The sequence below is a fragment of the Streptomyces sp. NBC_01283 genome, from assembly GCF_041435335.1.
Classification (GTDB): Bacteria; Actinomycetota; Actinomycetes; order Streptomycetales; family Streptomycetaceae; genus Streptomyces.
This window is the reverse complement of sequence record NZ_CP108430.1, coordinates 6674825-6694659: the sequence shown is the minus strand read 5'-3', so window position 1 is coordinate 6694659 and position 19835 is coordinate 6674825. Positions and strand designations below refer to the sequence as shown.

Here is a 19835-nt window from a genome sequence, read left to right as displayed (position 1 = left end):
ATTCATCCCTGGGTTTGCTGGATTGCTTCGCGAAGTACCTGGCGGTCGTCGAAGGGACGCACCACCCCGGCGATGTCCTGTCCCTGCTCGTGGCCCTTGCCCGCGACGAGCACCGTGTCGCCCGGCTGGGCCCGGGCGACGGCGGCGCGGATGGCGGCGGCACGGTCCTCGAACACGGCGACGTCGCCGCGCTCGTGGGACGGCACGTCGGCGGCGCCCGCGAGCATCGTGGCGAGGATCGCGAGGGGGTCCTCGCCGCGCGGGTTGTCGGAGGTCAGTACGGCGGTGTCGGCGAGCCTGGCCGCCGCGGCGCCCATCGGCATCCGCTTGGTCTTGTCCCGGTCGCCGCCGCAGCCGAGGACGATGTGCAGCTTGTTCTCGGTGACCTTGCGCAGGGCGCGCAGGACCGATTCGACGGCGTCCGTCTTGTGGGCGTAGTCGACGACCGCGAGGTAGGGCTGGCCCGCGTCGATGCGCTCCAGGCGGCCCGGCACACCGGCCACGGCGCCGATGCCGTCGGCGGCCTGCTGCGGGTCGATCCCGGCGACGGCCAGCGAGACGATCGCGGAGAGCGTGTTGGCGACGTTGAACGGTCCGGCCAGCGGGGATTTCGCGGTGATCCGCTCCCCCTGCGGGCCGACCGCGACGAACGTGGAGTCGAACGGCGTGACCTCGACGCCTTCCGCGCGCCAGTCGGCGTCGGGGTGGCCCTCGGCGGAGAAGGTCGTGACGGGGACCTCCGACTCGGTGATGAGCCGGCGCCCGTACTCGTCGTCGAAGTTGACCACTCCGACCTTGGAGCGCTGTTTGGTGAACAGCTGCGCCTTGGCCTGGAAGTAGTCCTCCATGCCGGAGTGGAACTCCATGTGCTCCGGGCTGAGGTTGTTGAAGACGGCGACGTCGAAGACGCAGCCGTCCACCCGGCCGAGCACGAGGGCGTGGCTGGAGACCTCCATGGCGACGGCCTCGACGCCGCGCTCGCGCATCACCGCGAACAGCGCCTGGAGGTCGGTCGCCTCGGGGGTGGTGCGTTCGGACTTGATCCGCTCGTCACCGATGCGCATCTCGACCGTGCCGATGAGGCCGGTCGACCGGACGCCCTTGAGACCGCCCTCGACGAGGTACGCCGTGGTGGTCTTGCCGGACGTGCCCGTGATCCCGATCTGCAGCAGATCGCGGCCCGGATGGCCGTACACGGTGGCGGCGAGCTCGCCCATGGAGCCGCGCGGATCGTCGACGACCAGGACCGGCAGGCCCGTGACGGCGGCGCGTTCGGCGCCCGTCGGGTCGGTGAGGATCGCGGCGGCGCCGAGGTCGGCCGCCTGGGCGACGAAGTCCGCGCCGTGCAGCCGGGCGCCGGGCAGGGCGGCGTAGATGTCGCCGGGCCGGACCGCGCGGGAGTCGTGCGTGATGCCGCTTACCTCCCCCGCGCCCGGGGCGGCGACGCCCAGCTGATCGGCGATCCTGGCGAGCGGGGTCGCGGAGACCTGGACCGGCCGCGGCGGTCCCGGATATGTCACGGGAACGCCCTTCTGGGTGGTTTGGGACTGATCAGCGTGTGGCACGGCGGTGAGCGTACCGGGCTGACCCGCCGTTGGGCGAAGCGGGCGGTGTGGCGGGGGCTGGTTCCCCGGCCCCGGAGTGATCGTTGTCACGGGTACGTCCTGGTAGGGCTCAGTCTGGTGGGGCTCAGGGTTCGAAGGAGACGGGCAGCCGGGCCGGGCCCTTGCCGGTGGGCGGAACCTGGAGCGTCTTGAGGGCGAACTGCATGACTTCCTTGTAGATGGGGCCGCAGATCTGGCCGCCGAAGTAGCTGCCCTTGGTGGCGTTCTGGATCGCGCAGTAGACGGTGACGCGCGGCTTGTCGGCGGGCGCGAACCCGGCGAACGACGAGGTGTAGCCCTTGTACCTGCCGGTCTCCGGGTCGACCCGGTTGGCCGTACCGGTCTTGCCTGCGATGCGGTAGCCGCGGATGCGCGCCTTGGTGCCCGTGCCCTCTTCGTCGTCGACGACCGACTCCAGCATCTGCGACACCGTCTTGGCGGTCTTCGTGCTCACCACGCGGGTCTTCTTGGGCTTGGGCGCGGGCGTGAAGCGGCCGTCGGGGCCCTTCGTGCCGCGCACCAGCGTGGGCTCGATGCGTACGCCGTCGTTGGCGATGGTCGAGTAGACGGAGGCCGCCTGCATGGCGTTGATCGAGAAGCCCTGGCCGAACGGGATCGTGTACTGCTGCGAAGTGGACCACTTGTCGGCGGGCGCGAAGATGCCGGACGTCTCGCCGGGGAAACCGAGCCCGGTCTCCCTGCCGATGCCGAACTTCCGCAGGTACGAGTAGAGCGACCGGTTGGCCTCCCGCTGGGTCTTGCCCAGCTCGCCGGTGGCCAGGATCGTGCCGATGTTGCTGGACTTGGCGAGTACGCCGCTGAGCGTGAGGTGCCAGGTCGGGTGGTCGATGTCGTCCTTGAAGAGCCGGTCGCCGCGGTGCAGCCGGTTGGGCACCGTCACGTGGGTGGCGGGCGTGGCCGCGTTCTCCTCCAGGACGGCGGCCATCGACATGATCTTGGCGGTCGAGCCGGGCTCGAAGGCGTCCTGGAGCGAGGCGTTGCCCAGCGCCGTTCCGTCGGCCTGCGAGAGGTCGTTCGGGTCGAAGCCCGGGGCGTTGGCCATCGCGAGGATCTCGCCGGTCTTGTTGTCCTGCACTATCACGTAGCCGCGGTCCGCCCTGGACTTCTCCACCTGCTCGGTGATGGCGTTCTGCGCGGCCCACTGGATGTCGCGGTCGATGGTGAGCTCGACGTCGGAGCCGGGCACGGCGGGCGTCTCCGTGCTGCCCGCGGTGGGCACCTGGTGGCCGCCGGACTGGGCGTACCTGATCTTGCCGTCCTTGCCCGCGAGCTCCTTGTTGAGCTGCTGTTCCAGGCCGCCGGCGCCCTTGCCCTCGGCGTTGACCCAGCCCAGTATCCCGGCGCCCAGGTCGTCGTTCGGGTACACGCGCTTGCTGCTGGGGTCCTGGAAGACGCCCGCCAGGACGTTGGCGCTCTTCTCGTCGGTGCGCGCCTTGTCGGCGAGCGCGCCGCGCAGGTCCTTGATCTGCTTCCAGACCTGCGGGGTCTGCCGGCGGGCGAGCAGGACGTAGCGGGTCTTGGGGGTCTTGAGCTGCTCGGTGAGCCGGTCGACGTCCTTGTCGAGGATCGGGGCGAGGAGCGCCGCGGCCTGTTCGGGCCCGTCCTTGATGCCCATCTCCTTCGCGGTGAACATCGTGGGGTCGGCCGTGATGTCGTACGCGTCCACGCTGGCGGCGAGCTCGACGCCGCGGCGGTCGGTGATGCCGCCGCGCTCGGCGGTCAGGACATGGCTGAAGTAGCGGTTCTTCTCGGCCTTGGTGGTGTACACGCTCGCGTCGACCGCCTGCACCTGCAGGAGGCGTACGACGAAGGCCAGCATCACCAGGGTCAGACCGAGGCTCACCATGCGAAGGCGGGGCCGCGGGCTGCCGAGCCGGATGGTGCGGGCCTGCTGCTTGGGGGCGGGGCGCGGGCGGCGGGCGGCGGGGCGCGGCCCGCCGCCCGCGCGGCGCTGTTCGCCGGGGCGGGCGGGGCGCGAGGGCCGCGCGGGACCCGGGACCCTGCGTCGCGGGGGTTGGCGGTCCGTCACTTAAGTCACCTGCCGGAGGTCGTGGAGCCGGGCGTCGCGGGGGCGTCGGGCGTGGGCGGGGCGTCCGGGGCGGAGGGCACCGGGGACGCCGGGACCGCCTGGGGCGGTGAGGGCGAGGGCGCCACCGGGATGGAGACCGAGGGCGCCGGGGACGCCACCTCCTGCGGGCGCGGCTCGGGCCGCAGCGCGGAGGACTGCTCGGCGGCCCCGGGAACGCCGCGCACGGTGCCGTCCGGGTTCAGGAAGGCCGGGTCGCCGCCCGGCACCATGCCGAGCTCACGGGCGCGTTGCTGGAGGGCGTCGGGGGCGGCGTAGGCGTCCACGTCCCGCTGGAGCTCCTGCTCCTGGTCCGTGAGCTCCGTCGTCTCCTTCTTGAGCTCGCTCAGCTGGAACGAGCCTTCGTTGAGCGAGGAGTTCAGGATGAGCAGCGTGATCAGGCCGCCGCCGAGCAGCAGCACGACGAGCAGCACGAACGGCGTGCGCGCGGCCTGGCTCGGCCCCGACGGCAGCAGCCGCGCGAGGCGGGCCGCCCTCCCCCGCAGCTCGGGCTTCTTGCTCATGGGGCCTCCTCAGGGACGCCGTTCACGGGTCCTCCCGGCGGGCGCGCTTCACGGGGTCTCCTCGCGGATGCGCTGCGCACCCCGCAGCCGTGCCGGGGCCGCCCGGCGGTTCTCGGCGATCTCTTCCTCGGTGGGGAGTTCGGCGCCGCGCGTGAGCAGCTTGAGCCGGGGCTGGTAGCGCTCGGGGACGATGGGCAGGCCGGGCGGCGCGGTCGTCGCGGCACCGGCCGCGAACACCTGCTTGACCAGCCGGTCCTCCAGCGAGTGGTACGACAGGACAGCGATGCGGCCGTCGACGGCCAGCGCCTTCACGGCCGCCGGGATGGCCGCCTCCAGGACGCTCAGCTCGCCGTTGACCTCGATGCGCAGGGCCTGGAAGGTGCGCTTGGCGGGGTTGCCGCCGGTGCGCTTGGCGGCCTGCGGCAGGGAGTCGCGGATCAGCTCGACGAGCCGCGCGCTGTTGCTGAACGGCTCCTTCTCGCGCTCGCGCACGACGGCGCCCACGATGCGCTTGGCCTGCTTCTCCTCGCCGTACTGACGCAGGATCCGCACCAGTTCGCCCGGTGCGTACGTGTTGAGGACCTCGGCGGCGCTGACGCCGGTCGTCTGGTCCATGCGCATGTCGAGGGGCGCGTCCTGCGCGTAGGCGAAGCCCCGGTCCGCCTCGTCGAGTTGCATCGAGGAGACGCCGAGGTCGAACAGGACGCCCTGGACCTTCGCGATGCCCAGCCGGTCGAGCACCTCGGGCAGTTCGTCGTAGACCGCGTGCACCAGATCGGCCCGGTCGCCGAAGGGCGCGAGGCGCTCCCCGGAGAGCCGCAGCGCTTCCTTGTCGCGGTCGAGGCCGATGAGGCGGGCCGACGGGAAGGTGGACAGCAGGGCCTCGCTGTGGCCGCCGAGTCCGAGGGTGCAGTCGACGACGACCGCGCCCGGCTGGGCGAGCGCGGGGGCCAACAGGTCCAGGCATCGCTGGAGCATCACCGGGACGTGTCGGGTCTGGCTCAAAGGGCCCTCTCAGATCCGGCGCGGCGAGACGTGCACACGGCCGGGTCCCCGCCCGCTCGGGAAGGGGAACGGCCTGCTGGCGCCGGGGAAGTGGCGTCAGCCGACCGGGAGCGGGAGGAGGCCGAGCCGTGCGTACGCGCCGCGCACGCGGGGGGATTCAGGGAATCCCCGGTGTGAACAGTCCAGCGGGGAGCAGGTCACGGCCCTCCCACTTCGCGTCACTTTAGTCCACCGTGTCGCCCGGTCAATCAACTGGCCTGCGCGTCGCGGACCGGTCGTGGAGGAGCCGCAAAACGCCCCTCGTCACCCGTTCGGGGGTAGCCGTCGCGCCCCTGTGGGTTAGCTCACAACAAGACTCATTGACGTTCTTTGTCCCTTCTCACAGCGGGCCCGAGCGATCAGTGCCGACTACCGTCATAGTCATGTCGACTTCCGCATCCCCTACGGGCCGCTTCCCCGCAGAGCCGAGCGGTGACATAGCCGCCGGCACCGTCACGGACCGTCTCGTCGAGGCGAACCAGACGTACGCCTCCGGCTTCACCGATCCCGGCATGGACGCCCGCCCTGTCCTCGGCGTGGCCGTCGTCGCCTGCATGGACGCCCGCATCGACCTCCACGACGCGCTCGGCCTCGAACTGGGCGACTGCCACACGATCCGCAACGCGGGCGGCGTGGTCACCGACGACGTCATCCGCTCCCTGACCATCAGCCAGCGCGCCCTCGGCACGCGCAGTGTCGTACTGATCCACCACACCAGCTGTGGCCTGGAGAGCCTCACCGAGGAGTTCCGGCACGAGCTGGAGCTCGAGGTCGGCCAGCGGCCCTCCTGGGCGGTGGAGGCCTTCCGCGACGTCGACCAGGACGTGCGGCAGTCGATGCAGCGGGTGCGGACCTCGCCGTTCCTCCTGCACACCGACGACGTGCGGGGATTCGTCTTCGACGTGACCACGGGTCTCTTGCGGGAGATCGACCCTGCGTGACGGGCTCCGGACCGGACCTTTCCTGAGCGACGTGGCTACCAAAAGGCCGTAAGACCCGACATATCGCCGCCAGTTATCCGCGGGCGAGTGACACAACCCGGTATGCCCAACAAGAATGCGGGGTGGGGCACCACGCTGAACGATTCGTGCGTGGTGTCCGTGATTCGGGGTGGGCCGGGCCGCACACACATGCGTCGGCCCGGGAGAACGTGTCCGAGGAGGGCCGGGTGACGACCTATGACGATCGAGCGAGCCTCACAGATCTGACCGCCACAGCGGAGCGTGTCCGCAGGTCGGTCGAGGGTGTGATCGAGGGCAAGCCAGAGGTCGTACGGCTTTCGCTGACCGTGCTCCTCGCCGAGGGGCACCTGCTGATCGAAGATGTACCGGGCGTGGGCAAGACCATGCTCGCCAAGGCGCTGGCGCGGTCCATCGACTGCTCCGTGCGGCGCATCCAGTTCACGCCCGACCTGCTGCCGTCGGACATCACTGGTGTGTCCATCTTCGACCAGCAGCGCCGGGACTTCGAGTTCAAGCCCGGCGCGATCTTCGCGCAGATCGTGATCGGCGACGAGATCAACCGCGCGTCTCCGAAGACGCAGTCCGCGCTCCTGGAGTCCATGGAGGAGCGCCAGGTCACCATCGACGGGCAGACGTACGAGCTGCCGAGCCCCTTCATGGTGGTGGCGACGCAGAACCCCGTCGAGATGGAGGGGACGTATCCCCTGCCCGAGGCGCAGCGTGACCGTTTCATGGCGCGCGTCTCGATCGGCTATCCGAACCCGGAGGCCGAGCTGCAGATGCTGGACGTGCACGGGGGCGCCTCGCCGCTGGACGACCTCCAGCCGGTGGCGCACGCGCACGACATCGTGAAGCTCGTCGACGCGGTCCGCACGGTCCACGTCGCCGACTCCGTACGGCGGTACGCCGTGGACCTGGTCGGGGCGACCCGCAACCACCCGGACCTGAGACTCGGCGCGTCGCCGCGCGCGACGCTGCACCTGCTGCGGGCGGCCAAGGCCTCCGCGGCCCTCAGCGGCCGGGAGTTCGCCCTGCCGGACGACGTCCAGGCGCTGGCCGTGGCGGTGCTCGCGCACCGGCTGCTGCCCACGGCCCAGGCCCAGTTGAACCGGCGTACGGCCGAATCGGTCGTCCTGGAGATCCTCCAGCGCACGCCCGTGCCCGCCGCCGCCCAGCCGAACAGCGGCTACTTCAACCAGCAGCCGCCCGGCGCACGGAGGCTGTGATGGCGGCCGGGGGGCCGCAGCCGGCGCAGGCCGAGGAGGGCAAGGGCGGACTGCGGACCGCGCTCGCGGGTCTGACCACGCGCGGGCGTTCGTTCCTCGCGGCCGGGATCGCCGCCGCCATCTGCGCGTACGTCCTGGGGCAGAGCGATCTGCTCCGGGTCGGGCTGCTGCTCGCCGTCCTTCCGCTGGTGTGCGCGACGGTGCTCTACCGGACCCGCTACCGCGTCGCGGGCAGCCGCAGGCTCTCCCCCGCGCGCGTGCCCGCGAGTTCGGAGGCCCGGGTCCACCTGCGGATGGACAACGTCTCGCGACTGCCCACGGGCCTCCTGATGCTCCAGGACCGGGTGCCCTACGTCCTGGGGCCGCGGCCCCGGTTCGTGCTCGACCGGGTGGAGGCGGGGGGCCGCCGTGAGGTGTCCTACCGCGTCCGCTCGGACCTGCGGGGGCGCTATCCGCTGGGCCCGCTGCAACTGCGTCTGACGGACCCGTTCGGGATGTGCGAACTGACCCGCTCCTTCTCCACGTACGACACCCTGACGGTCATCCCGCGGGTGGAGGCGCTGCCGCCGGTGCGCCTCACCGGTGAGGCCAAGGGGTACGGCGACGGGCGCAACCGTTCGCTGGCCCTCGCGGGTGAGGACGACGTGATCCCGCGGGGCTACCGCCACGGCGACGACCTGCGCCGCGTCCACTGGCGCTCCACGGCCCGCTACGGCGAGCTGATGGTGCGCCGCGAGGAGCAGCCGCAGCGGGCCCGCTGCACGGTGCTCCTGGACACCCGGGCGCACGCCTTCCGGGGCGCGGGGCCCGAATCGGCCTTCGAGTGGGCGGTGTCGGGCACGGCGTCCGCTCTGGTGCACATGCTCGAACGGGGCTTCTCGGTAAGGCTGCTGACCGACACCGGGAACTCCGTGCCCGGCGAGGGCTCGGACGGCTTCGCGGGCGCGAGCCAGGAGTCGGCGGACGCGGCGGGACTGATGATGGACACCCTCGCGGTGATCGACCACTCGGACGGCGCGGGGCTCTCCCCCGCGTACGACGTGCTGCGCGGGGGCAACGAAGGCCTGCTGATCGCCTTCCTCGGCGATCTCGACGAGGAGCAGGCGACGGTGGCCGCCAAGATGCGGCAGCGCAGCGGCGCGGCGGTCGCCTTCGTCCTGGACAGCACGGCCTGGGCACAGGGCGCGAACGGCGCTCCCGCGGGCCGCGGCGACGAGCGGGTCCGGATGCTGCGCCAGGCGGGCTGGACGGCCGTGGCGGTGCCTCCCGGGGTCGCTCTGGTGGACCTGTGGCGCCAGGCGGACCATCTGCGGGCCAGCACGGGCCCGGCCCCCGCCGCGGGGACGACCACCGGCGGCTGGGGATGAACCGGGACCGGGGGCCGCGGACGAGCGGCCGCCCGTCCGGCAGGACCACACGCACGACAACAGGGGGACGTTCATGAGTGGGCGCGCGCGACTCGCGCTCTGTGCCACGGCAGCGACGCTGATGGCATCCGGGGCGCTGCTGCCGCTCGTCGATCCGGCGACGTGGTTCGTCCAGGCGGCGATCCTGCTCGCGCTGCAGAGCGGCGTGGGCGCGCTCACCCGGCGCGTGCCGCTGGCCCGGCCGGTCACGGTCGCGGTGCAGGCCCTGGTGACGCTGCTGCTCCTGACGCTGGTGTTCGCCCGTGAGCAGGCGATCGGCGGGGTGCTTCCGGGCCCGGACGTGTTCCGGGAGTTCGGGCTGCTCCTCCAGGCGGGCGGCAACGACGTCGGGCAGTACGCGATTCCGGCGCCGCTCAGTGACGGCATCCGGCTGATGCTGGTCGGCGGCGTCCTGGTGATCGGCCTCGCGGTGGACGCCCTCGCGGTGACGTTCCGTACGGCGGCGCCCGCGGGTCTTCCGCTGCTCGCGCTGTACTCGGTCGCCGCCGGGCTCTCCGGGAACGGGGCCGGGTGGCTGTGGTTCCTGCTCGCGGCGGCCGGATATCTGCTGCTGCTCCTGGCGGAGGGCCGCGACCGGCTCTCCCAGTGGGGGCGGGTCTTCGGGGGCGCGGCGCGTGCGCCCGGCCGGATCTCCGGGGGCCTGGAGACCGACAGCGGCGCGATCGCACCGGTCCGCACGGGGCGGCGCATCGGCGCGGTGGCCCTGGGCATCGCCCTGGTGGTGCCGCTCGCGCTGCCCGCCCTGGACGGCGGGCTCCTGGACGGTTCCGGCGGTGCCGGGGGCTCGGGTTCCGGCGGTGGCGGCACGATCTCCGCGGTGAATCCGCTGGTCGCGCTCCAGGACAGCCTGAACGAACCGGACGACCGCGAGGTCATCTCCTACAAGACGAACGCCAAGCAGACCGACAACCTCTATCTGCGGATCGTCTCCCTCGACCAGTTCGACGGCACGACGTGGAAGACCACCGTCCGCAGCATCGAGGACGTGCCGCCGCGCCTGGAGGACCCGCCGGGGCTCTACCCGGACGTCCGCAGGAGCGAGATCCAGACGAACATCTCGGCCGCCGACAAGTACGCGCAGAACTGGCTGCCGATGCCCTACCCGGCCAGCGAGGTGAAGATCAGCGGCCGCTGGCGGTACGAGCCGGTGGGGCGCGCCCTGGTGGGCGACCGCGGGCAGACGACGAGCGGCGCGCAGTACGAGGTCAAGAGCCTCATCGTGGAGCCCACGGCCGAGCAGCTGGCCAACGCGGCCGAGCCGCCCAAGCAGATCGCGGAAGAGTTCACCAAGGTGCCCGACACCTTGCCGTCCGTGGTGGCCACCGAGGCCCGCCGCATCACCAAGGGCACGGCGAACGACTACGAGAAGGCGGTCAAGCTCCAGGACTGGTTCGCCTCGGAGGGCGGCTTCACCTACAACACGCAGGTGCGCGCGGGCAGCGGCCCGGCGGCGATCGCCCGCTTCCTGGAGCAGAAGGAGGGCTTCTGCGTCCACTTCTCCTTCGCGATGGCCTCGATGGCGCGGACGCTGGGCATCCCGGCGCGCGTCGCGGTCGGCTTCACTCCCGGTGCCGCGCAGGGGGACGGTTCGATGTCGGTCGGGCTGCGGGACGCGCACGCCTGGCCCGAGCTGTACTTCGAGGGCGTGGGCTGGACCCGCTTCGAGCCGACCCCGAACCGCGGGACGGTGCCGGACTACACGCGCCCGGACACCCCGTCCGACGGCGCGAGCGACCCGGCGGCGCCCGAGGCCAGTTCGTCGGCGGCACCCTCCGACGAGCCCTCGGCCTCCGCGAGCTGCCCGACCGACCAGCAGAAGCAGGGCGGCTGTGCGAGCACGGCCCCGGCGATCGCGGGCGGCTCGGGCGGCGACGGACCGCCGATCGGCATGATCGTGGCCGTGGCCCTGGGGGCACTGGTGGTCCTCGGCCTGCCCTTGCTGCCGATGCTGTGGCGCAAGCGGATCCGTGCGGTGCGTCTTGGCTCGACGGGGCGTACGGACGCGGACGCGGCCTCGCGGACTCTCGCCGCCTGGCTGGAGGTGACCGATACGGCCTGGGACCACGGGATCGCGCCGGACGAGTCACAGACCCCGCGCAAGGCCGCGGCCCGGATCGTGCGCGTCGGACAGCTCACCGCGGCACCCGCGGAGGCCGTCCACCGCCTGGCCGCCGCGGTCGAACAGGTGCTCTACGCGCCACGGCCGCAGCAGGTGGCGGGCCTGGGCGACGACGTACGCCGCGTGTCCGACGGTCTGGGTGCCACGGCGAGCCGTCCGGCCCGGCTGCGGGCGACACTCGCCCCGCGTTCGGCCGCACGGGTGGTGTGGGCGGTCTCGGACCGCTGGACGGCGGTCAAGGTCCGGTGGTCCGAGCGGATCGCCAAGCGGTGGGCGGCACTGCGGAGGCCGTCACAGCCGTCGCCGGCACAGCCTTCGCAGCAGAAGGGCTGAACACGGCAGGCGGGCTGAGCATGCGTAAGGGGTGACCGCCTTGGCGGTCACCCCTTACGCACTACGCACAGCAAGCTGAAAAACTTATTGGCCCTGTTCATCGCGGCGACGCTGCCACCGCTGCTCGATCCGGTCCATCATCGACCGGCGCTGCCTGGTCTGCCGACGGGCCGGGGCGCCGCCCGGTGCCGTGGGCGTGCCGGCGGCCGGCTGTTCACCTGGCTTGGGCGCCTTGCGCCATCCGGTGACGGCGAGCACCGCACATCCCAGCATGACGAGGAATCCCACCACGCTCACCCAAATCTGCTGGGCGACCATTCCGGCCATGAGAAGGGCGATACCCACAAGGAAGCCCGCGACCGCTTGGTAGACCCGTCGCCGGGTGTACGTACGCAGCCCGCTTCCCTCGAGCGCTGTCGCGAACTTGGGATCTTCGGCGTACAGCGCTCGCTCCATTTGCTCGAGCATGCGCTGCTCGTGCTCCGAGAGCGGCACGGAGTCCTCCTCATCGTGCAGTCGCCGGGGCGACCGGGGGTCCCCTTCAGGATAGGCAGGGAATCGCCCCCGTGAAACCCGCCCCTCTGCGCCAACTTCGCCAAACCGGACCACCCTGCCGCTCCGGCTCGCTGAAGCGTGCATTCCCCAGCGGCCGATCCGGCATGCCGGACGGTCTGCCTCGATCATACGGCGCCCATAGCCCGTTCGGGGGGTGTGTGCCGTACTCCATGTGCGGCTGCGTCGCTGATCAGCGGGGCAGCCGTGCCGGACATCAGGCCCCGTCGGCATCCCGGGTCTCACCGAGCACATGCAGCTGGGTGGCCACGGAGTGGAAGGCGGCGAGCTCGGCGGCGGCCGCCTCCAGCTTCAGGAGGGCCTCCAGCGCACCGGGTTCGGTGTCCACCAGGACCCCGGGAACCAGGTCGGCGAAGACCCGCACGCCGTGCACGGCGTCGACCCTGACGCCCGCGCCCTCGACCAGCTCGGTGAGCTGGTCGGCGGTGAAGCGCCGGGGCACGGGGTCGCCGTCGCCCCAGCGTCCGGCCGGGTCGCCGAGCGCCTGCCTGGCCTCGGTGAAGTGCCCGGCGAGCGCCCTGGCGAGCACGGCTCCGCCGAGGCCCGCGGCGAGCAGGCTGAGGGTGCCGGAGGGGCGCAGCGCGCCGACCGCGTTGCGCACGCCCTCGGCGGGGTCGTCCACGTACTCCAGGACGCCGTGGCACAGGACCGCGTCGAACCCGGCGCGCTCCACGACGTCGAAGAGGCCGTGTACGTCGCCCTGGACGCCGCGCACCCGGTCGGCGACGCCCGCCTCGGCGGCCCGGCGCTCGAGCGCGAAGAGGGCGTTCGGGCTGGGGTCGACGACGGTGACGCGATGGCCGAGGCGGGCGACGGGCACGGCGAAGTTTCCGCTGCCGCCTCCGGTGTCGAGCACGTCGAGGGAGTGTGACTCCCGGCCCGTGGCCTTGACCCGGCGGTCGAGAGCGTCCTTGAGGACCTCCCAGACCACGGCGGTACGGAGAGAAGCGCGGGGGCGCATCGGGTCCGACACGGCAGTTGACTCCTCGGCGCGTCCACCGCACGTCCGCGGCGGAGCTAGGGGGTTCCCTCCGCCTGCTGTTGCGGCAGTCAGGAGGGTGCGGGCGCTCCCACCCTATTGCCTTCGGCCGGGTGCCCCGTCACCCGTCTCGGCTCGCGTCCGGCGGCTCCTGCCTGGGCTGGGGCAGCACGGGCTGCAGCACCAGCATCCGCTCGACGAGGCGTAAGAACATCCCCACGTCACGCAGCAGGTCGTCCGCGTCCCGGGTGGTGGCCGCGCCCTGTATGCCCGCCTCCGCGCGGGCCCTGCGGGCCGCGCCGGAGGCGAACAGGGCGCTCCACTCGGTCAGTTCGGGGGCTATCTCGGGGAGCACTTCCCAGGCGCTCCGGATCCGCTGCCTGCGGCGCGGGGTCGCCTCGGGCCGGCCGCGGGCCGCGAGGACCGCGGCGGCGGTGCGCAGGGCGGCGAGGTGGGCCGTGGCATAGCGCTCGTTCGGAGTCTCCAGGTGTGCGGCCTCGTCGATGCCGGCGCGGGCCTGGGCGAGCAGTTCGAGAGCGGCGGGCGGAGCCGTGGCCCGGCGCAGGACGGGGTGCACGTCGCTTGCGGGGCCGGTGGCCGAGGGGGCGGGGCCGACGGGGCGGTGCCGACGTGCGGCTGCTGCGGAAGTGCTGGCCATGACGAACCTCCTGTCGTCGCGTAACGGCTATGTGGCCGTATGTGCACATCGTGTAGTACGCCACTGACAATCGGCCCTGACCTGCGACTTTGCCCCGATCGCGGGTTCGCGTTAGTTTTTGCACTGACCAGTCAGTTCAAAATAAGAGACGCGAGGGGGAACTGTGGACGGGTCGAACGACGGCACGCGGGGAGCCGCCGTCACAGCACGGGGTTTCGGGCTCAAGGGACCGCGGGGCTGGGCGTTCCGCGAGGTCGGGGTCGAGGCCGGACCCGGGTCGCTGATCGCGATCCAGGGGGCGTCGGGGTCGGGACGGACCTGTCTGCTGCTCGCGCTCACCGGGCGGATGCGTCCCACAGAGGGCGAGGCCTCGGTGGGGCGCTTCCGGCTGCCCAAGCAGCTCGCGGCGGTCCGCAGGATCAGCGCTCTCGGGCCCGTGCCCGGCGTGACGGATCTCGATCCGGCGCTGACCGTCGCCGAGCATCTCCACGAACGGGCGCTTCTGGAGCGGCGGTTCGGCGGCTCGCTGCGCACTCTGCTGAGGCCGCGCGCCGAGCGGGCGAACGAGGCACGGCTGCGGATCGACACGGCGCTGGCCACCGCGGGGCTCGACATGGAGGCGCTGCCCAAGGGGCGGCGGACCTCCGTACGCGATCTGGAGCGCCTCGAGGTGCTGCGGCTCTCCATCGCCCTGGCCCTGATCGGGCGGCCCCGGCTGCTGGGCGTCGACGACGTCGACCTCAAGCTGTCGGACGCCGAACGGCGCGAGGCCTGGGCCCTCTTGAAGTCCATCGCGGACAGCGGCACCACTGTCGTCGCCGTGTGCGACGAAGCACCCGATGAGTCGCTCGACGCGATCGCCGTGCACACGGACAAGCGCGACTCCAGCGACTCCGATGACTTCAGCGACACCAGCGACTCCGGCAACTCCAGCGACACCAGCAACGACGACGACAAGGAGACGGCCGATGCGCTCGCCGAAGCTCGCCGCGCTTGAGCTCAGGCGCTTCGGCAGGGGGAAGCTTCCGCGCGCGGCACTCGCCGCGCTCCTGCTGCTGCCCCTGCTGTACGGCGCGCTGTACCTCTGCTCGTTCTGGGACCCGTACGGCCGTCTCGACCGCATACCCGTGGCGCTCGTCAATGACGACAAGGGGGCCACGGCCGCCGGCAAGAAGCTCGCGGTGGGCGACGGCATCGTCGACGGTCTCAAGGACAGCAAGACCTTCGACTGGCACGAGGTGAGTTCCGCCGAGGCGCACAAGGGCGTCGAGGACGGGACGTACTACCTGTCCCTGACGATGCCGTCCGACTTCAGCAAGCGCGTCGCGTCGAGTTCGGGCGACTCCCCGGAGACCAGCGCCCTGCAGGTCCGCACGAACGACGCCAACAACTACATCGTCGGGCAGATCTCCCGGACGGTCTTCTCCGAGGTGCGCACCGCGGCCTCCACCAAGGCCTCGCGCTCCTTCCTCGACAAGATCTTCATCTCGTTCTCCGACATCCACGGGGCGACCGAGAAGGCCGCCAAGGGGGCCGACAAGCTCGACAGCGGCATCGGCGAGGCCAAGAAGGGCACCAAGAAGCTCGCGACCGGCCTCAAGGACGCCAAGAACGGCAGCAGCGACCTGGCCGGGGGCATCAAGAAGCTCGACAAGGGCGCCGGCAAGCTGGAGACCGGCTCGAAGAAGGTCTCGGACGGCACCCAGAAGCTGGCCGACAAGGTCAACGGCACCGCGGACCAGGTGCGGCCCTTCCTGAAGGACAACGGCAAGACCATCGGGGACACGGCCCAGCTCGTCGCCGACTCCTCCAAGGCGCTGCGCGGCAACCTGGACACCTGGGTCAAGCTCGCACCCGGTGCGGCCGAAGGCGCCAAGAACGGATCCGAGATCATCGGCGGCTTCTACACGGAGCGCTGCGAGAACCTCCCGGTGCCCGACCCGGCCTGCCCGCAGATCAAAAAGGCCAAGAAGGCCGCGGAGAACGTGTCGACCATCGCGGACGACATGAACACCGTGGTCAAGGACCAGAACAGCGACGTCAAGAAGCTCGACAAACACCTCGCCGCGCTGCAGGAGAAGTCGCAGGCGCTCGCCGACCGTGCCCCGCACCTCGACGAGGACCTGAACAAGGCCGTCACCCAGATCAACGACCTCAACGCGGGCGCGGGGAAGGTCGCCAAGGGCGCCAAGAAGCTGCACACGGGCCTCGGCACCGCCAAGACCGGCGCCGACGACCTCGACACGGGCATCGGCAAGCTGGAGACGGGCGCGACCGACCTCAAGGGCGGCATGTTCAAGCTGGCCGACGGCTCCGGAAAGCTGTCCGGCGGGCTGCACGACGGCGTCAAGAAGATCCCCGACTACGGCAAGAAGGACCGCGACCAGCGCACCGACGTCATGGCCGACCCGGTCCAGCTCGCCTCCCAGTCGATGCACAAGGCACCCAACTACGGCACCGGTTTCGCCCCGTACTTCATCCCGCTGTCCCTGTGGGTCGGCGCGATGGTGGCGTACATGCTGATCCAGCCGCTCAACCGGCGCGCGCTCGCCGCGGGCGCCTCTGCCTGGCGCATCGCGTTCGCGGGCTGGCTGCCGGTCGCAGCGCTCGGCGTGCTCCAGACGGCGGCCCTGATGTCGGTCCTGCACTGGGGCCTGGGCCTGCAGATGGCGCGGGCCGCCGGGACGGTGGGCTTCCTCTGCCTGGTGACGTGCTGCTTCGCGGCGATCGTCCAGTGGCTGAACGCACGCTTCGGAGCGGCCGGGCGGATCCTCGTCCTCGCGGCCCTGATGCTCCAGCTGACCTCGGCCGGCGGCACGTACCCCGTACAGACGAGTCCGTCCTTCTTCGGCGCGATCCACCCCTTCTTGCCGATGAGTTACGTCGTCGACGCCCTCCGGAGGCTCATCACGGGCGGCGGGCTCGGCCCCGTATGGCAGGCGTGCGTGGTGCTCACGGCCTTCACGGCGGGCGCCCTGGCGCTCACCGCGCTCTCCGCGCGCCGCAAGCAGGTGTGGACCCTGGACCGTCTGCACCCGGAGCTGAGCCTGTGAGACCCCCGACCGCGCCTGTACGGGCGCCGAGACCTGTGAGAATCGGGCCCATGGACAGCAGCGCAACCAGCACCCGGCGTGAGGCCACCCGGCAGAAGCTCTACGAGGCGGCCGTCACCCTCATCGCGGAGCAGGGCTTCTCGGCCACGACGGTCGACGAGATCGCCGAGCGGGCCGGGGTCGCGAAGGGCACGGTCTACTACAACTTCGCGAGCAAGTCGGTCCTCTTCGAAGAGCTGCTGCGGCACGGCGTCGGCCTGCTCACCGCCTCCTTGAAGGAGGCGTCCGAGAAGGTGGCGGGGAGCGGCGGCAGCCAGGTCGACGCGCTGGACGCGATGATCCGGGCGGGCCTGGTCTTCATCGACCGCTATCCGGCCTTCACCCAGCTGTACGTCGCCGAGCTGTGGCGCACCAACCGCGCCTGGCAGTCCACCCTGATGGTGGTCAGGCAGCAGGCGGTCGCCGTCGTCGAGGACGTCCTGCGCGCGGGCGTCGAGAACGGCGAGCTCAGCGAGGAGATCGACATCCCCCTGACGGCCGCCGCGCTCGTCGGGATGGTCCTGGTGGCGGCCCTCGACTGGCAGGCCTTCCAGCCGGAGCGCTCCCTCGACGACGTGCACTCGGCGCTGTCGCGACTGCTCCAGGGCCGGGTGAGCGGCGGGCGCTGACCCGGCCCGCGACCGCGCACCGCAAAGGCGCCGGCCCGGTGCCACCTGATCTCCAGGTGGCACCGGGCCGGCGCTTCTTGCGTTCCCCCGTGGTCCCCCGTTCGGCCCCTCGGGGTGGTCATCCCCCCAGGCACCGCCCGTCTCCCCGCGCCTCACTCCCACCTTCGAGGGGTGGGAGGAGCGGCCAAGGGCGCCGTGCCGTTCCGCCGCCCCGTGTCGGCGGTACGGGCACTGCGCCCTTCTCCGTGCCCCTCACTCTTCCGTCTTCGCAGGTCGGGACCCATCCGCGCTGATACTCATCTCCACCACTAGGTACGGATACTCAGGCCTGGGCGCTCATCCCCAGGCCTAGGAGTTCCCAACTGGTTACGATCGCCTCCGTGTCCGTACTCCCCCTGGTGTTCACCAGCGGCTGGGCCAGCGGGATCAACGCCTACGCGGTGGTCCTGTTGCTCGGTGTCTTCGGCGCGACCGGGATCACCGACGAGGTGCCCGAGTCGCTGCAACGTCCTGATGTGCTGATCGTCGCCGGGGTGCTCTTCGTCTGTGAGGCCGTCGCCGACAAGATCCCTTACGTCGACTCGGTGTGGGACACGGTGCACACCGTGATCCGGCCGGTGTCCGGGGCGGTGGTGGGTGCGCTGCTCGCCGGGCAGAGCGGTTCGCTGCCCGATCTGGCGGCGGGCGCGGTGGGCGGTTCGACGGCGCTGGCCAGTCACTTCGTGAAGGCCGGGACGCGGATGGCGATCAACACCTCGCCGGAACCGTTCAGCAACATGGTGGTGAGCACGGCGGAGGATCTCGGGGTCGGCGGGATCATCAGCTTCGCGATGTTCTATCCGGAGGCGGCGGCGATCATCGCGGCCGTGCTGCTGTTGCTCGGCCTGATCCTGCTGTACTTCCTGATCTCGCGGATCCGGCGGTTCCGGCGGCGCAGGGCCCAGCGGCGCGAGGAGAAGCAGCTCGCGGCGCACGCGGGGCGGCCGCCGGACTGAGGGCTCCCGGCGGCTCTGTCAGTGGTGGCCGATAAAGTCCCTGGCATGGCACGGATTGTGGTGATCGGCGCCGGGATGGGCGCGATGGCGGCGGCCGCCCGGCTGGCCGTCGCGGGCCACCATGTGGTGGTCCACGAGCGGTCGGGGACGTACGGCGGCGCGCTCGGCAGCGTCGAGCGTGACGGCTTCGTCTTCGACACGGGCCCCGGCCTCCTGCACCTCCCCGCCGTCTACCGCGACCTGTTCGTCAAGACGGGCAAGGAGCCGCTGGAGAAGTGCGTCGAGCTGTCCCAGGTGGAGCCCGCCGTGCGGCACGTCTTCGCGGACGGCGCGACGGCCGACCTGCCGAACGCCTCGCGCGCGGGCGTGGGCGACGCTCTGGACGCGGCGCTCGGCAGCGACGCGGGCGCCCGCTGGTCGGCGTACATGAACCGCGCGCGTGAGGCGTGGGACCGCACCCGGCGCCCCCTCCTGGAAGAGCCCCTCTGGCCGAACTGGCAGGTCCTCGCCGAGCGCGAGCCCTATCCCTCGGTGCCCCACAAGCGCCTCCTGCGGCGCGAGCGCCGTGCGACCACCCTCACCGAGGCCGGTGAGCTCGAACTGGGCGGCGACGCACGCCTCCTGGCCCTCCTTGAGCAGTACGCCCTCGCGTGGGGCCTGGACCCCCGGGCGACCCCGGCGAGTGCGGCCGTCCTGCCCTATCTGGAGCACACCTTCGGCGCGTGGTCCGTGCGCGGCGGGATGCGCGCGCTCGCCCGGGCCGTGTACGAGCGGTGCCTCGCCCGGCGGGTCGAGTTCGCGTTCGACTCCCCCGTCACCCGGATCGTCGAGAAGGACGGCCGCGCGGTCGGCGTCGAGCTCGCGGACGGGACGGCGAAGGAGGCGGACTTCGTAGTCGCCGGTGTTGCGCCCGGCGCACTGGACGGCTTGCTGTCCGGTGTATCCGGCATGCCCGGCGGATCCGGTGTGAACATACGGGCGGAGGGTGAGGTGCGGCCCAGGACGGGACTCCCCAGCCGCCTCACGGTCCTGCTCGCGCTCCGCGGCCCCCGCCCGGACGGCACGCCCCACCGCACGGTGCTGCACACCCCCGACCGCCGGGACGAGCTCGACCGGCTCTTCGGGGACCGCCCCGGGCTGCCCGCCGCCCCCACCCTCACGGTGCTGCGCCCGGCCGACCCGGCACTCACGCCCGACGCCGGACACGAGGCGGTCACGCTGACGGTCACGGTGCCCGCGCACACGGAGATCACCGACGCGGACGTGGAGCGGCTCCTGGACCGTGCCGAGGCGGTACTGCCCGGACTCCGGGGCCGCCTGCTGTGGCACGGGGTCCGCACCCCCGCCGACGTCGCGGAGGCCACCGGCGCCGACGGCGGCGCGGTCCCGCCCCCGTCCCTCGCGGCAGGAGAGGGCCGGCTGCTCCACCCGGCCAACAGCACGCGCCTGCCCGGGCTCTTCGCGGTCGGCGGCTGGTCCCACCCCGGCGGCGGTCTTCCGCACGCGGGCATGTCCGGCACGCTGGTCGCCGGGCTCATCGTGGAGGGACCGGACTTCCGGGGCTCGCAGTGAGCGACAGCGGCC

At 72.0% G+C, this 19835-nt stretch carries 16 protein-coding genes; 9 read left to right on the top strand and 7 right to left on the bottom strand.

All coding sequences use genetic code 11. From position 1 onward, the window contains the following. Positions 1–2: 2 nt before the first annotated feature. From OG302_RS30295 to rsmH, 4 genes are read right to left on the bottom strand one after another with little or no spacing between them, the layout of a single operon-like run. Entirely contained in the window at positions 3–1655 is a 1653-nt protein-coding gene (locus OG302_RS30295; RefSeq protein ID WP_371529668.1) for a UDP-N-acetylmuramoyl-L-alanyl-D-glutamate--2,6-diaminopimelate ligase, read from the bottom strand. A 34-nt stretch (positions 1656–1689) separates the two neighbouring features. Then, positions 1690–3654: a peptidoglycan D,D-transpeptidase FtsI family protein gene (locus OG302_RS30290; RefSeq protein WP_371529667.1), complete on the bottom strand. Its 1965-nt coding sequence runs from the start codon at positions 3652–3654 to the stop codon at positions 1690–1692. Positions 3655–3659: 5 nt separating this feature from the next. After that, positions 3660–4214, bottom strand: coding sequence for a septum formation initiator family protein (locus tag OG302_RS30285; RefSeq protein WP_371529666.1), 555 nt, complete (start codon positions 4212–4214; stop codon positions 3660–3662). 48 nt (positions 4215–4262) lie between these two features. After that, positions 4263–5219 carry a 16S rRNA (cytosine(1402)-N(4))-methyltransferase RsmH gene (rsmH, locus tag OG302_RS30280; RefSeq protein ID WP_371529665.1) on the bottom strand — a complete coding sequence of 319 codons (957 nt, stop codon included), beginning with the start codon at positions 5217–5219 and terminating at the stop codon, positions 4263–4265. A gap of 359 nt (positions 5220–5578) precedes the next feature. Between rsmH and OG302_RS30275 the strand changes: the two genes are divergently transcribed. The 4 genes from OG302_RS30275 to OG302_RS30260 all read left to right on the top strand — a co-directional run bounded on the left by OG302_RS30275 (position 5579) and on the right by OG302_RS30260 (position 11325). Further along, complete coding sequence (locus OG302_RS30275) at positions 5579–6199, top strand: beta-class carbonic anhydrase (protein ID WP_371529664.1); 621 nt, start codon at positions 5579–5581, stop codon at positions 6197–6199. 227 nt (positions 6200–6426) lie between these two features. Further along, positions 6427–7446: a MoxR family ATPase gene (locus tag OG302_RS30270; RefSeq protein WP_361826904.1), complete on the top strand. Its 1020-nt coding sequence runs from the start codon at positions 6427–6429 to the stop codon at positions 7444–7446. After that, positions 7446–8813, top strand: coding sequence for a DUF58 domain-containing protein (locus tag OG302_RS30265; RefSeq protein WP_371529663.1), 1368 nt, complete (start codon positions 7446–7448; stop codon positions 8811–8813). The genes OG302_RS30270 and OG302_RS30265 overlap by 1 nt, the downstream gene beginning before the upstream one ends. Positions 8814–8886: 73 nt before the next feature. Next, positions 8887–11325 carry a DUF3488 and DUF4129 domain-containing transglutaminase family protein gene (locus OG302_RS30260; protein WP_371529662.1) on the top strand — a complete coding sequence of 813 codons (2439 nt, stop codon included), beginning with the start codon at positions 8887–8889 and terminating at the stop codon, positions 11323–11325. Positions 11326–11409: 84 nt separating this feature from the next. On the opposite strand, the gene OG302_RS30255 is transcribed toward OG302_RS30260, so the two are convergent. The 3 genes from OG302_RS30255 to OG302_RS30245 all read right to left on the bottom strand — a co-directional run bounded on the left by OG302_RS30255 (position 11410) and on the right by OG302_RS30245 (position 13535). Further along, positions 11410–11820, bottom strand: coding sequence for a DUF3040 domain-containing protein (locus tag OG302_RS30255; RefSeq protein ID WP_361826913.1), 411 nt, complete (start codon positions 11818–11820; stop codon positions 11410–11412). 274 nt (positions 11821–12094) lie between these two features. After that, positions 12095–12871, bottom strand: a complete 777-nt coding sequence (locus OG302_RS30250) for a class I SAM-dependent methyltransferase (RefSeq protein WP_371529661.1) — start codon at positions 12869–12871, stop codon at positions 12095–12097. Positions 12872–12998: 127 nt separating this feature from the next. Further along, the gene (locus tag OG302_RS30245; RefSeq protein ID WP_371529660.1) at positions 12999–13535 is read right to left on the bottom strand and encodes an SAV_6107 family HEPN domain-containing protein; all 537 of its coding nucleotides are present in this window, start codon (positions 13533–13535) and stop codon (positions 12999–13001) included. 163 nt (positions 13536–13698) lie between these two features. Here OG302_RS30245 and OG302_RS30240 point away from each other — a divergent pair, with 163 nt between their 5' ends. From OG302_RS30240 to OG302_RS30220, 5 genes are all read left to right on the top strand, one after another. Further along, positions 13699–14532, top strand: coding sequence for an ATP-binding cassette domain-containing protein (locus OG302_RS30240; protein WP_371529659.1), 834 nt, complete (start codon positions 13699–13701; stop codon positions 14530–14532). Then, positions 14504–16588 carry a YhgE/Pip family protein gene (locus tag OG302_RS30235; protein WP_371529658.1) on the top strand — a complete coding sequence of 695 codons (2085 nt, stop codon included), beginning with the start codon at positions 14504–14506 and terminating at the stop codon, positions 16586–16588. Before OG302_RS30240 ends, OG302_RS30235 begins: the two co-directional genes overlap by 29 nt. Positions 16589–16638: 50 nt before the next feature. Continuing rightward, positions 16639–17256 (top strand): TetR/AcrR family transcriptional regulator, encoded by a 618-nt coding sequence (locus tag OG302_RS30230; RefSeq protein WP_371529657.1) that lies wholly within the window; start codon positions 16639–16641, stop codon positions 17254–17256. 380 nt (positions 17257–17636) lie between these two features. Continuing rightward, positions 17637–18251 carry a DUF4126 domain-containing protein gene (locus tag OG302_RS30225; RefSeq protein ID WP_361826931.1) on the top strand — a complete coding sequence of 205 codons (615 nt, stop codon included), beginning with the start codon at positions 17637–17639 and terminating at the stop codon, positions 18249–18251. Positions 18252–18296: 45 nt separating this feature from the next. Continuing rightward, on the top strand, positions 18297–19823 hold the full coding sequence (locus tag OG302_RS30220) for a phytoene desaturase family protein (protein WP_371529656.1): 1527 nt from the start codon (positions 18297–18299) through the stop codon (positions 19821–19823). Positions 19824–19835 lie beyond the last annotated feature (12 nt).

What these genes read in the sequence shown, in the direction of transcription:
- OG302_RS30220 (WP_371529656.1), top strand. Translation starts at nt 18,297, where the DNA reads ATGGCACGGATTGTGGTGATCGGCGCCGGGATGGGCGCGATGGCGGCG.
- OG302_RS30285 (WP_371529666.1), bottom strand. Translation starts at nt 4,214, where the DNA reads ATGAGCAAGAAGCCCGAGCTGCGGGGGAGGGCGGCCCGCCTCGCGCGG.
- OG302_RS30235 (WP_371529658.1), top strand. Translation starts at nt 14,504, where the DNA reads ATGCGCTCGCCGAAGCTCGCCGCGCTTGAGCTCAGGCGCTTCGGCAGG.
- OG302_RS30245 (WP_371529660.1), bottom strand. Translation starts at nt 13,535, where the DNA reads ATGGCCAGCACTTCCGCAGCAGCCGCACGTCGGCACCGCCCCGTCGGC.
- OG302_RS30260 (WP_371529662.1), top strand. Translation starts at nt 8,887, where the DNA reads ATGAGTGGGCGCGCGCGACTCGCGCTCTGTGCCACGGCAGCGACGCTG.
- OG302_RS30265 (WP_371529663.1), top strand. Translation starts at nt 7,446, where the DNA reads ATGGCGGCCGGGGGGCCGCAGCCGGCGCAGGCCGAGGAGGGCAAGGGC.
- OG302_RS30230 (WP_371529657.1), top strand. Translation starts at nt 16,639, where the DNA reads ATGGACAGCAGCGCAACCAGCACCCGGCGTGAGGCCACCCGGCAGAAG.